This window comes from Nostoc sp., from assembly GCF_036919555.1.
Taxonomy (GTDB): Bacteria; Cyanobacteriota; Cyanobacteriia; order Cyanobacteriales; family Nostocaceae; genus Nostoc.
The window spans coordinates 35,711-48,989 of sequence record NZ_JBALCS010000003.1 but is presented as its reverse complement, the minus strand read 5'-3'; the positions used below and the strand labels follow the sequence as shown (position 1 = coordinate 48,989).

Annotated in this window: 12 protein-coding genes; 10 read left to right on the top strand and 2 right to left on the bottom strand. The window is 39.5% G+C overall.

Annotated elements, in window-relative coordinates:
* Window positions 1-227 precede the first annotated feature (227 nt).
* Window positions 228-698, bottom strand: a complete 471-nt coding sequence (locus V7K36_RS00625) for an NADAR family protein (RefSeq protein ID WP_335112316.1) — start codon at window positions 696-698, stop codon at window positions 228-230.
* Window positions 699-895: 197 nt separating this feature from the next.
* Between V7K36_RS00625 and V7K36_RS00620 the strand changes: the two genes are divergently transcribed.
* Together V7K36_RS00620 and V7K36_RS00615 are read left to right on the top strand one after the other, a co-directional pair.
* Window positions 896-1,783 carry a hypothetical protein gene (locus V7K36_RS00620; RefSeq protein WP_335112314.1) on the top strand — a complete coding sequence of 296 codons (888 nt, stop codon included), beginning with the start codon at window positions 896-898 and terminating at the stop codon, window positions 1,781-1,783.
* A gap of 351 nt (window positions 1,784-2,134) precedes the next feature.
* Window positions 2,135-2,746, top strand: coding sequence for a hypothetical protein (locus V7K36_RS00615; protein ID WP_335112344.1), 612 nt, complete (start codon window positions 2,135-2,137; stop codon window positions 2,744-2,746).
* A 104-nt stretch (window positions 2,747-2,850) separates the two neighbouring features.
* Here V7K36_RS00615 and V7K36_RS00610 read toward each other — a convergent pair whose 3' ends face one another.
* A complete protein-coding gene (locus tag V7K36_RS00610) occupies window positions 2,851-3,219 on the bottom strand; it encodes a Dethiobiotin synthetase (RefSeq protein WP_334949077.1) in 369 nt (122 codons plus the stop codon).
* A 209-nt stretch (window positions 3,220-3,428) separates the two neighbouring features.
* Here V7K36_RS00610 and V7K36_RS00605 point away from each other — a divergent pair, with 209 nt between their 5' ends.
* From V7K36_RS00605 to V7K36_RS00570, 8 genes are all read left to right on the top strand, one after another.
* Window positions 3,429-3,668, top strand: coding sequence for a hypothetical protein (locus V7K36_RS00605; protein WP_334827548.1), 240 nt, complete (start codon window positions 3,429-3,431; stop codon window positions 3,666-3,668).
* Between the two features lie 12 nt (window positions 3,669-3,680).
* Window positions 3,681-3,881 (top strand): hypothetical protein, encoded by a 201-nt coding sequence (locus V7K36_RS00600; protein ID WP_335112312.1) that lies wholly within the window; start codon window positions 3,681-3,683, stop codon window positions 3,879-3,881.
* 317 nt (window positions 3,882-4,198) lie between these two features.
* The gene (gene psaC, locus V7K36_RS00595; RefSeq protein ID WP_334827542.1) at window positions 4,199-4,444 is read left to right on the top strand and encodes a photosystem I iron-sulfur center protein PsaC; all 246 of its coding nucleotides are present in this window, start codon (window positions 4,199-4,201) and stop codon (window positions 4,442-4,444) included.
* Window positions 4,445-4,882: 438 nt separating this feature from the next.
* Window positions 4,883-6,763, top strand: coding sequence for a glutamine--fructose-6-phosphate transaminase (isomerizing) (glmS, locus tag V7K36_RS00590; protein ID WP_335112310.1), 1,881 nt, complete (start codon window positions 4,883-4,885; stop codon window positions 6,761-6,763).
* A gap of 132 nt (window positions 6,764-6,895) precedes the next feature.
* Window positions 6,896-7,711: a TnsA endonuclease C-terminal domain-containing protein gene (locus V7K36_RS00585; protein WP_335112308.1), complete on the top strand. Its 816-nt coding sequence runs from the start codon at window positions 6,896-6,898 to the stop codon at window positions 7,709-7,711.
* A gap of 20 nt (window positions 7,712-7,731) precedes the next feature.
* Window positions 7,732-9,969 (top strand): Mu transposase C-terminal domain-containing protein, encoded by a 2,238-nt coding sequence (locus V7K36_RS00580; RefSeq protein WP_335112306.1) that lies wholly within the window; start codon window positions 7,732-7,734, stop codon window positions 9,967-9,969.
* Complete coding sequence (locus V7K36_RS00575) at window positions 9,956-11,647, top strand: ATP-binding protein (RefSeq protein WP_335112304.1); 1,692 nt, start codon at window positions 9,956-9,958, stop codon at window positions 11,645-11,647. The genes V7K36_RS00580 and V7K36_RS00575 overlap by 14 nt, the downstream gene beginning before the upstream one ends.
* Complete coding sequence (locus tag V7K36_RS00570) at window positions 11,640-12,587, top strand: TnsD family Tn7-like transposition protein (RefSeq protein WP_335112302.1); 948 nt, start codon at window positions 11,640-11,642, stop codon at window positions 12,585-12,587. Before V7K36_RS00575 ends, V7K36_RS00570 begins: the two co-directional genes overlap by 8 nt.
* Window positions 12,588-13,279: the final 692 nt, after the last annotated feature.

Genomic DNA, 13,279 nt, shown 5'->3' with positions numbered 1-13,279 from the left:
TACTCTCAATCACCAAACTATTTCAGTGAAATCACTCAACTAATTTCTTCATGATTGCTTTAAGATGAAAAATTTTTCCGATTTTTTCCCATTTTTCCAATTAATTCTGATTTTTTTAAAAAAATAACTAAATCATTAGCAACTTTTTCAAATATTTTTGGCTAGGGATTTTTACTATTCCCTGTGTAATTGCTGATTTTATGTTGAATGTAACTATTTTGATGAAACTATTCGTAAAATACCGTTAAGGATAAGAAATTACGGATTTCTTCACGCACACTCATGAGAGTTTTACCGAGATGATTTTGACCTGCTTGATTAGCACCACAGCCCCAAAAAGAATCGGTTGGGGAGTTTTCAACCAAAATCTCATCGCCTGTCTTCAGGAGAACTTCTCTAATATCAGCATGAGTGAGAAACTTTTTGAGTACAGCTTTTCGCATAATTTGAGTTTTAACTAAATTCCAGTCTCGACGGAGTTGGCGATCGCTACATCTTCCCAAAGCAGCAGCTTCTTCTGGGGTGGCGGCGGCATGGATCAGGGGTATAATTGCCGCATCTGTGCTGCCGACAAACTTTTGGGCTTGATAATAATGCTCAACCGTTGGCCAGTAAGTACCCTGGATGTGGATTCCGTGGAGAGAAAAGTTAGAAAAACAGCCATAAGGCTGCCAAACCTTATAAAAGTAAATGGTCATTTGAAAATTGCTCTTTTATATATCAACTTCAGGGGATCTGAAAGTTTTGGATTTCAAAACCCTTGCACTTCGCCTCGCCCTCAGCCATGATGTTGCCAGAGGATTCGTGACTCAAATGACAAAACTGTAATTCAGAAATAGGGCAGGCTGTCATTTTGAGATGACTTAATTAGAAATATAAACTTTTGGAGATTTTAATGATGAATATTCGTCGAGTACTAGTCGTGACAGGGATTCCTGTTCTGGTTGGCACATTTGGTTTTATTTCACTCAATCAAGCAAATGCCGCTAATCAATTCCATCAAATTGCACAGGTGCAACTACCGCTCAACCAACCATCGGAGAAAGAGCCGCCTCCACCCCGACCTAATTTTGCAGCTGCTGCGGCAAAGTTAGGAGTGAGTGAAGCACAGTTAAAGGATGCGTTGGGAGTCCCTGCAAATTTTCCAAATCAAGGCGATCGCAATCAGCGTCCAACTCGACCTAATTTTGCAGCTGCTGCGGCAAAGTTAGGAGTGAGTGAAACACAGTTAAAGGATGCGTTGGGAGTCCCTACCAATTTTCTAAATCAAGGCGATCGCAATCAGCGTCCAACTCGACCTAATTTTGCAGCTGCTGCGGCAAAGTTAGGAGTTAGCGAAGCACAGTTAAAGGATGCGTTGGGAGTCCCTATAAATTTTCCAAATCAAGGCGATCGCAATCAGCGTCCAACTCGACCTAATTTTGCAGCTGCTGCGGCAAAGTTAGGAGTGAGTGAAGCACAGTTAAAGGATGCGTTGGGAGTCCCTGACAATTTTCCAAATCAAGGCGATCGCAATCAGCGTCCACCCACACCTAATTTTAAGGCAGTTGCGGCAAAGTTAGGAGTTAGTGAAGCACAGTTAAAGGATGCGTTGGGAGTCCCTGCCAATTTTCCAAATCAAGGCGATCGCAATCAACGTCCACCCAGACCTAATTTTGCAGCTGCTGCGGCAAAGTTAGGAGTTAGTGAAGCACAGTTAAAGGATGCACTAGGTGTTCCACCTCATCCTCCTGGTGTTGACAGAGCCTCTCCTTACCAAAATCGCCCTAATCTACCAAAATAGCTGAACATTATCTAGATTAAGGAAAAAATTAAATCATCCATTAATTCGTAGCGTTTTTAAACCCATAGGCGCTTCGCCTTCCCGCAGGGTAGGGATGCCAATGAGCATTGCTGTGCCCCTACGACAGGTGTGGTTCAAATACTTGAATTCTGCTGTAACTTGCAATAACAGCGTTCCCCTTATTTTTAAAGCTTTTTTCGACTTGTGTGTACACCGTAGTTCTTGCAAAGGCAGGAGATTCGGCTTCTCGGGGCGATCGCTGTGACACATTGAAATAATCTTGCTGAAAAACGGGAAAACTATGGTTACTCCACTAATAGGGAAATTTCCATGAAAGTCCTGAATCGGAAAATGCTGAAAAAATCTCTGCTTAACTGTTTGATTTTGCCTTTTTCTCTAGCAACCGGGCTGTGCGTGGGAACGCTTTTTAATTCCCAAGCTAATGCTTTACCAGGACAAAGTACAGAGGAAGTAGGCACCTGGATTAAAGCACATCCCACACTCCGCCCCAGAAGTGGGGAACAATTGTTTGTGCAAAAGACTGATACTGCTGCTCAACGATTTACTTTTCAAGCGTCGGTATTGCCTCCCGGTAGAATAGAATTTTCTAAAGACCGTGGCAAAATTCGCAGTGAGCGCATTGCCATGTATGATGCGATTAACGGCATGACATTTACGCGTCTCCAGGAATCCTTGCGGGTGATTTATGGCTTGGAGATTTATCAAGACTACGATCGCGCCCAAGTCGTGTACCAGTATCCCAACCAGAAGGTAATTAACTCGGCGCGTTTTGCCGAAACTCCGATTCGCGAAGCTTTAAAGGGAGAATTACGAGTAGGCGATCGCTATGTATATTGGGTGGAAATTGCCCAACCCAAGACGGGCAAAGCTTTTACCGGTCAAATGACGATTTTGCTCAAAACTGACCTAGATAAGTTAGAAAGTGAACTGAAAAATCGTTAATGGGCATTGGGCATTGGGCATTGGGCATTGGTTATTCCCGTTGTCCCCCTTGTCTCCCTCATCCCCCTCATCTCTTCTCGTTTAAAGATTACTGAATTTGTGTTCTATAACTTACCCAACCCTACAGGAGTTAGGGTTTGCCATATACCCGAAAAGATACTTTCAGATGCTAAGGAAATTCGTAGCAAATCTTCTTGCAGTAGTGGCGGCCAATCAACCCCGGCTTTACGCCCTGCCGCAAATAGCTGTTGCGCCTTAATGCTTAACTGATAAAGGGTCAAAGCCAGTTCTCGGTCTAGGTTCTTTGCATCTTTGAGGGCTTCAAACACCACTTTCAATGCCAATAAAATCGAGGTGATCTGACCGGGTACCGGCGGTTTCCCCTGTTTCATACGCGTTAACAGCGCATCTGGGTTTTCCTCGGTTATGATTGTCTGATCTATGAGGAGTTTGCGAGCTGTTTCGTAATTCATGTAGTCAGTTTAGCGTAGATTTTGCTTCAGCACGAATACCTAATTAAAAACTCATCAAACTGGCTTTTGATTATTTATAGCAATCTCATTTGATTTATAAAAAGATAGGTGTGGGGAAAATGATTGGGAATTTGCGATGCTCTAGGTTAACCAGATAGACTGAAATATAATATCTTTGAAAATATACCTTCCTGGGAATCAGAAGCAAAATGATATCACCGAATTTACTAGAAATTGAGCGCTCCGTCCTTGCCTTGTCTGTGGAAGAACAACTTTGGCTGCTAGAAAGTATTGCTCGACAAATCCGAGAAAGTGAGTATACAAAAGATAAATTGGCTGATGCCAAAAATCCCGAAGAACAACTGGAAGTGATGGTTAGTGAGCCAAAGATTCCTACAGAAATTGCTGCTATAAGAAATGATGAATTTGCGATTTCTGAAATCCTCTGAAATCTAAAAATTATGAGATTGCCAGACTTAAAAAGTCAAATATACAAGTTATCGGTGAGCGATCGCTTAGAATTGCTGACTGCGATCGCCCATTCACTACAAAATGATCTCAGATCCCGCCCACTAGTACCAGAAGATATAGTAGATCGGATGACCGGGCTACTGAAAACAGACACAACACCACCAACAGAATTACTGAAGAGTCGGTCTTAAAATAGGGATTAGGGATTAAGGGCTGGGGACTGAGGAATAGATAACTTTCCCATCTCATCTTTTGGATTGACTTTTGTTTCATTTATCTTTACGATTCAACCCGATTATGGTATATCAGTGGGGTAAATACGCTCCAATGATGTTGCTAATTAATAAGTCAATCGGGACAATCTCGCAAAAACAAATATCAAGGGTGTTCATTACATTGTTTGAAGTTATGTAGCCTTTTGATTACGGCCTATCAACCACTGCGGTAAACTGTGCGTTGATTATGATTCTTTCGCAGAGAAGAACACTCGGAAGGAGCGGCTTTTTCAATGTCTCATAACGTAAAAATCTACGATACCTGCATTGGCTGCACCCAATGCGTCCGCGCTTGCCCTACTGATGTACTAGAGATGGTTCCTTGGGATGGCTGCAAAGCTGCTCAAATTGCCTCTTCACCCCGTACAGAAGACTGCGTGGGCTGTAAGCGCTGCGAAACCGCTTGTCCCACCGACTTTTTGAGCATCCGGGTTTACCTGGGCGCTGAAACAACTCGCAGTATGGGTCTGGCTTACTAAAAAGCTCAGTGCTGAGTCATTGAACTTCTGATCGCGATGCGGGTCTACTGCTCAAGCGTTCCTTCTAGAACGGTTGCTTTGTCTCCTTTGGAAATAAGGGAGAGGCGCAAGCCTTTGCGCCTCTTGGCAGTGATATAGACCATCAAAAAAAGCCTCCGATCAGAGTTATCGCTGAGTCCTGAGTTCTAAGGCAAAAGAAGTAAATCAAAAAAACAATTTCTTGATTCTTCACTCAGCACGGGCTAAACCCTAGCTATCCGCTAACGGAACTCAGAACTCAGCGCTCAAGAATTTTAAAGTTTCTTAATAGCAAGCATCTTTAGCAATACTTAGTGGTAGAGGGAGTAATTTACTCCCTTTTTTATTTGCAAAACGTCAAGTTTGTGCTACCAACTAGACATACTGGATTTAATCATCCTAAAAAAAGCGGTGTGAACAATGTGCGGAATCGTTGGATATATAGGCACTCAAGCGGCGACAGAGATTTTACTGGCTGGGCTGGAAAAACTAGAGTACAGGGGCTACGATTCTGCTGGAATCGCCACTATTTGGGAAGGTGAGGTAAATTGTGTACGGGCAAAGGGCAAACTGCTTAACCTGCGTTCTAAACTGGAACAAATAGAAACCCCTAGCCAAATTGGTATTGGTCACACACGCTGGGCAACTCATGGTAAACCAGAAGAGTACAACGCCCATCCGCACATGGATACGGCAAAGCGAGTGGCGGTGGTGCAAAATGGCATTATCGAAAACTACCGCGAGTTACGCGAGGAACTCAAAGGAAAAGGACACGAATTTCGTTCTGAAACCGATACTGAAGTCATTCCCCATCTCATAGCCGAATTTTTAAAAAATCTTCCTCCCTCATCTTCCTCATCTCCCTTCCTAGAGGCAATTCGCCAAACCGTTAACCACTTGCGCGGGGCATTTGCGATCGCCGTTATTTCTGCTGACTACCCCGATGAATTGATTGTTGTCCGCCAACAAGCACCTTTGGTAATTGGTTTTGGGCAAGGGGAGTTATTTTGTGCATCTGACACGCCAGCGATCGCTTCCTACACCCGTGCAGTGTTACCTCTGGAAAATGGCGAAATTGCCCGCCTCACACCTTTGGGCGTTGAGATTTACAATTTTGCTGGCGACAGGTTGAAAAAACAACCCCGGCTGCTCAACTTCAATCCTGCAATGGTAGAAAAGCAGGGATTCAAACACTTCATGCTCAAAGAAATCCATGAGCAACCAGGGGTAGTAAGAGCTAGTTTAGAAGCATACTTTAATCCAGCCGAATCTACCGAATCGCCAATCAGTCTAGGTTTACCTGCGGATTTATATAACGATTTAGAACAAATTCAAATCGTCGCCTGTGGTACTAGTTGGCACGCAGCATTAATCGGAAAATATTTAATCGAACAATTAGCAGGAATTTCAACTCAGGTACATTACGCCTCTGAGTATCGTTATGCACCATCACCTGTGACGGCTAACACGTTGATCATTGGCGTTACCCAATCAGGTGAAACCGCCGATACCCTAGCAGCTTTGGCGATGGAAAAAGAACGTCGCCAGGGGAAAGAACCCAAATATCAAGCGCGACTACTGGGCATTACCAATCGACCCGAAAGCAGCCTTGGTGATATGGTATCGCATATCATTAGTACCCTAGCGGGAATTGAAATTGGGGTAGCGGCGACAAAAACTTTCACTGCCCAACTGATGGTCTTTTATGCTTTGGCATTGGATTTAGCAGCTCGTCGTCAGACAGTTTCAAAAGATATTTTAGAGAAGATTATTAATGGGTTATGGCAGATTCCCAAACAAATCGAGGCAACTTTGGAAACTCAGGAACGTTTAACTGAACAGCTAGCCCACGAATTCGCCGAAACCCAAGATTTCATTTTTGTGGGAAGAGGAATTAACTTTCCTATTGCTTTAGAAGGGGCGTTGAAATTAAAGGAAATCAGCTATATTCACGCCGAAGGGTATCCGGCTGGAGAGATGAAACATGGCCCGATCGCTCTATTAGATGCGAAAGTACCAGTAGTTGCGATCGCAATACCTGGTAGTGTGTACGAAAAAGTTATTTCTAATGCCCAAGAAGCAAAAGCCAGAGATTCTCGGTTAATTGGCGTGACTCCCGTCAACGATGGCGAAGCTGCGGAAATCTTTAACGATCTTCTTCCTGTCTCTCATGTGGACGAGTTACTTTCCCCCCTGCTCACAGTAGTTCCTTTACAATTGTTCGCTTATCATATTGCCGCCCGTCGCGGTTTGGATGTCGATCAGCCAAGGAATTTGGCCAAGTCTGTAACGGTGGAATAATCTATTAATAGAGGTAGTAGCTGTTGTAGGAGAATAATAAAGTCGTATAACAAATAAAAAAGTTATACAATACATAAAAAAGTTGTACAATTTATCCTGTAGGTGTGTATGTGAGCATCTACAGGAGTTTTTATGGCTAGAAGAAATCAAGATTGGACGCAAGCCAAGTTTGAGCGTTACTTCAAGGAAGGGCGTGGTCAGGGTACTGGTAAAGACTATCAGCCTTGGATAAAGATTCAGGATTTTCCTTCAAAGGGTCGTGTTTCCAGACCCCCAGGTTGGAAAACAAACCGAGAACATCATCTGTTTTCTGATAACGAGAAGCGGCTATTTTATGTGTTTGAGTGGTCTGATGCGATTGTAGATATAAGAGAGCAGTTTCCTCTACTTGACCTTGACTTATCAATGAGTATCGCAGAAGAAATGGCTATTAACCATCCCAAAGACCCTCAAAGTAATACTCCCTATCCTTTAACCACGGATTTTATGCTTTCTGTCAGGCAAGGCGAAAAGATAGTCCAGAAAGCACGAACATTTAAGCTAACCAAGGATTTGGGAAGTAAGTCTGTAGCTGAAAAATTTGAGTTAGAAAAGCGTTACTATGCTGCCAAAGGTATTGATTGGGGAATAATTACAGAAAAAGAAGTTCCTAAACTATTAGCGGAAAATATTGAGTGGGTTCATACTGCTTATAAATTAGAGGAAAATGCAGATATAAATCTCGAAGAACTACGTAACATTGCCAACATTTTAAAGTCCAAGCTTCAGGAAGCTGATTCAAGCATCAATCGAATAACAACGGGTTTAGATAAAGACATGAATATAGAGCATGGTACATGCCTCTATCTTTTTAGACACCTTATCGCTCGGAAAGAAATCATTATGGATATGTTACTAACCAAAATATCTAGTTCCCCTTCTTCAAAAGAAATTAAAAAGATTATTTAAAATAATACGAGGTGCTTTACATGATTAATGAATTATTTGTCAATGACTTGATTGAATGGATTGATGAATCAGGTAATAACTTCGTAGAACGAGTTCTTTGGATTGATGAAGGATATACTATAGCCTTTGTTTTTGATATAAATACTAAAACAGGATTTCCAGAACATAAAAAAATTTCAGAGATTATAGAAGCTATTTCTGATAGTCGTGCATTGAAGCTTAAATCAGATCCGTGGGCAAGAATAGTCAGAGATGAAGATTTGTCAGAGAAGGAAAAAGGACTGAGAGATAGAGCTTGGCAAATAATTTCATTTATCATTACTCAAGAACCCTCGGTTTACTATAGAGATTATAGAGGTGCTTTAGTTCAGCAGACTATTGAAAAATATAATGCAGATAGAAGTAAAGGTAAATTAGTAGAAATAAGTGTTTATAAATATTTAAGAAGATTTTGGCAGAGGGGTAAAAATAAAAATGCTCTTCTGCCTGATTATGCAAATTCTGGTGGTAGAGGAAAACCTAAAACATCAGGAGACAAGAAGAGAGGAAGACCAAGAAAATATGCACATGACCAAGAAATTGGTACTGGGGTAAATGTCACAGAGGAGGATAAAAAAATCTTTAGATTTGCAGTTACTAAGTTCTACAACAATCCTAAAGAGAATTTTTTAACTACTGCTTATAATTTGATGATACAAAATTTTTACCATGAGGATTTTTATTATGATGAGAATGGAGTGAAAAAAAGCATTTTAATCCCTCCAGAAAAACAACCTACATTTACTCAGTTTAAATATTGGTATGAAGTAGAACAAACTGATATTAGGAAAACTATTATATCTCGTAAAGGTTCTAGAAAGTATGCTCTTGAGCATCGGGCTATTACAGGAACCTCGCAAATGGAAACGATGGGTCCTGGGTCGAGATATCAAATTGATGCCACAATTGCAGATGTATACTTAGTATCAGAATACAATCGTAACTGGATTATTGGTAGACCTATTATCTATGTAGTTATTGATGTTTTTAGCCGTATGATAACGGGTGTTTATGTTGGCTTGGAAGGGCCATCTTGGGCAGGAGCCATGATGGCTTTAGCCAATGCTGCTACAGACAAGGTAGAGTTTTGCCGAGAATATGGTATTGAAATTTCTGAAAGTGATTGGCCATGCAAGCATGTTCCTGATGCTATTTTGGGCGATCGAGGTGAATTAGCAGGCATGAAGGTAGAAACATTAATCCCTAATTTAAACGTTCGCATTGAAAATGCTGCTCCTTATCGAGCAGATTGGAAAGGTTTAGTTGAAAGACAATTTCGTATTATTCATGGGTATGTAAAACCATTTGTTCCCGGTTATATAGACAGAGATTTTAGGCAGAGAGGAGGGCATGACTACCGCCTTGATGGCAGACTTGATATAGAAGAATTTACTAAAATAATTATTTTTTTAATTCTCCAACGGAACAATCATGACTATTTAAGTAATTACAGTAGAGATGAGATGATGATTGCTGATGATATAAATCCGATACCCAGAGAACTGTGGGAGTGGGGAATAGCAAATCGTTCTGGTAGACTCAGAACTTTTCCAGAAGATATTATCAAGTTAAACCTAATGCCAACAGGGCAAGCAACAATTACTGCTCGTGGTATTAAATTTAAAGGAATATACTATACCTGTAATAAAGCAAGAAAAGAATTTTGGTTTGAAAAATCTAGAAGTGGTTTGCTTTCTAAATCAGAAAAATCATTGAATGTTTCATATGATATTCGCCAACTCAACTATATTTATGTGCGCTCTCCCGATGGCAGAGATTTTGAAAAGTGTTTTCTTTTAGATTCACAACAAAGATACTCTGATAAAAATTTACATGACATAGAATATTTACAGGCATCTGAAGAACTGCAAAAACAAAAAAATTACGGTAAACAGCTACAAGGAAAAGTAGATTTAATAGCAAACATAGAAAGTATAGTTAGTAAAGCTAAAGAAGAGACTGAAGAAGTTTTAGATGAGAAAATCAGTAACAGAAAAAAAGTTGCTGGTATCCGAGATAATAGAGCTTTTGAAAAAGATAAAAGGCGTGAAAGTGAGGGATTTGAACTAGCAAAGCAAGAAAAACAAAACATTGTTGAGGCTACAAATAATCAGCCTTTGGCTGAAGATGAAGATTCAGAGGCATCAAAATCATTGCAGCCTGACCATATGAATTTACTAAGACGCAAGAGACAGGAGCGAAAACGTGGACAGGAATAATGAGGGTGAAGTTGTTAGGATTCCTGATGGAGAATTAGCGGTTATTGCCAAATACATAGATCAAAAACTTCCAGAGTATAACGCTAACCCATTGATTCAGGCACTACCTCCTATCCTTTCAGCAGACGAATTTATAGATAAAGTAACAAGAACGCCAGATTTTAATGATGAAGAGAGGGAGCTAGAAGCTCGTTATAGATTTCATTGCATCGAGAGGCTTTCTAGATACTTTGATCCCCAAAATAAAACTGTTGAATTACAGAAGAGAATTTGTGCGCTCATAATGACTGGCTATCTGGCTCGGAATGTTCTAAAGCCTGAATATGCAAGTCGCTCTAGGCAAATTTATAATGCAATAAAAGACGGGGGAGGTAAAAACTTAGAAAACTATGTTAATCTTCCTACGTCTGCTTCCGGTTTAACCCTGATTGGCCCATCAGGAATGGGGAAGTCTACAAATTTTCAAAATATTCTTAATCTCTATCCTTCAGTCATTCTTCACCCTGAACATAGTGTCTACCAGATAGTTTGGTTGAAGGTTGATTGTCCTCATGCGGGTTCTTTGAAGGGTCTGTGCACTGATATTTTTCTTGCTGTTGACAGGTTGTTGGGTACTAACTACTTCAAAAAATTTGGTTCATCGCGCAACTCTGAAGATTATATGCTTGCTCAAGTTGCTCAGATTGCCCATACTCATCATTTAGGAGCTTTGGTCATAGATGAGATGCAGAATCTTGTTACAGCAAGAAGAAGTAGCTCCGATATGTTGAACTTTTTAGTAAAAATGGACAACACTGTAGGAATTCCAGTAATTCGCGTTGGCACAAATGAGGCTTTCCCCATTCTTCAAGGAAATTTTAGAAATGCTAGGAGAGGAACGGGAGAGGGAAGTGTAATTTGGGACAGAATGGCAAACGATGATGAATGGTATTTTTTCATGGAAGGGATGTGGGACTACCAATGGACAAAAATGCCAATTCCTTTCTCAGATGAAATTAACGAAGTTTTCTATAACGAAAGTCAAGGAATTATTGATATTGCCGTCAAGCTTTACAAAATGGTTCAATGGAGAGCTATTTCAATAGGTGGTAAAGAAACTATTACTGTAGACCTGATTCGTCAAGCTGCTAAAGATGGGTTGTATTTAGTTAAGCCAATGCTGGATGCGATTAGGTCAGGTGATAAGGATTGGATGATTAAGTATAAAGATATTGCTCCTCTAGAAACTACAGAATATGAAAATAGATGTCTATCTGAGATTGATTCTAAAGATTTTAAAGAAATTCGGAGATTAGCCAGGAAGCAGCAGACTCAGCATAAAATATCGCCAAAGCTAAATGATGTAATTATTGAACTTTTGAATTTGGAAGTAGAACCTGTTAAAGCAAAAGAATGTGCAGAACAAATAATGATTTCTAGTGATGAAGATGAAGATATTAGATCGTTAGTCAGGAAAGCATATACTCTTGCTTTGCAAGGAGAAAAAGTAAATGAGAATCTTGTTAAGACAAATATAAGGAAAGCTAAATTAAAGCCAAAATATCAAGGAAATGACATTCGACGAATTGTTGAAAATGCCAAGAAGGAGAAAAAACCTGCATACGAAGATTTGAAATTAGCTGGTATAATCAAAAATCCAGTCGAAGATTTTATAAATATTTCGCTTATCGATGCTTAGTTTCTTCCCAACTCTTTATCCAGATGAACTTTTGTATAGTACTTTAGCTAGATACCACATTCGGAGTGGTAATAGAAGTTTTAAGCAAACTGACTTAGACCTATTCGGTTATAGTTCTCAACAAGTATGCAAGATTACTTTAACTAATCACTTAAATTATTTAGTTAAAAACTTACCTTTACGCTCCTACCAAACAGTCGGTAATTTACTGCAAAATCATACTTTATACCCTTTTTATGCAACTTTCTTAATGCCACAGGAAGCTTGGTCATTAAAAGACTCAATGAGTAAAAAACTTAGTGGTTCTATTTTAGAGGTTGCTAAGGTGGCTAATGGCTCTAGTGGTGAGTCAAAAAAATTTTTAAAATTTTGTCCTGAATGTTTAGAAAAAGATACCCAACAATATGGTGAGCCTTACTGGCATAGAACACATCAAGTACCTGGCATATTGGTTTGTCCAACTCATGGTGTCGTTCTGTGCGATAGTTCTGTTGCACTTGAATCGAAAGGCATACATTATTATGCTGCAAACTTAGATAATTGTTTAGTAGTTACTGATATAAAAAGTTTGGCAAATCAGACTTTAAAAACACTCTTCACGCTGACAAATGATATTAACTTGCTGATTCATAGTAATTTTGCCTTTAAAGGCTTGGCTTGGCTTCGCGCTCAGTACCAGCGTTACTTAGTGAGTAAAGGGCTATTGCAAATCTTTCCTGCTGGGAAGTTTAAATTTGACGAATATGGTTTTTCAAAGCTTATATTTGATTTTTATGGTCAAGAATCTTTAGAAGCTCTCAATCCAAAGTTAATCCAACATCAAGGTAAATATTTCTCCCATTGCTTGCTTGGATGTGACTTAAATCCAGCTATTGACCGGATCACTCATATCTTGATGATAAAATTTTTAGCAAATTCTATAGAAGCATTTTTTCAGTAGGAAAGTTCACATATAAATATTTTTATGTATATTAATATAAATCAATAAAAATTTACTAAAAATTATCATGTTTGCTTGTCATTTTAAAGTAATCTCATATTAATCACTAAGATAGCCTAAGTAATAATTTAGTTGCCTCAAATATCGTGTATTTGCTTAAAGATAGGGTGGTAAAGATGATTATTGATTGCAGCTTACCTACGCAGATTCTTCAAGAGTCACCTTTAAACCTAATAAAGCAAAGAAAGCTTTTAACATCTCAGTTACCGTAGGCGTTTGCCCTTAATGTTTATATTGGGTTTTCTAGATCAGCTATTGGACACACTCATAGTTTGCTTAAAACAGCTGTTGATAACTGTACAAGCCAAGTAATTGTATAAATTATTATACTTAATATCTTTTGATATGGTTGTGGATTTTATACCAACGTTCACTGTTAGAAAGTGAAATACACCGTAACAGGAAGTAGTTTTGGCAGATAGATACTAATGTTGGTGCGAGGCGAAGCTAAAAAGAGTAGCCCGATCGCATTGGCAGCATAAATTAGTTGTTGAACTTGCTACTTGAAATGCGATCGCGCCAGGTAAAGCTAGAGTTAGCTAGTCTTTTTAAAATTCTGTTTGTATAAGGTTCTCAAACACTTGTCGGAAAATGGCTGAAACAATTGTTTAATCGGGTTATTTTTTTAGCTA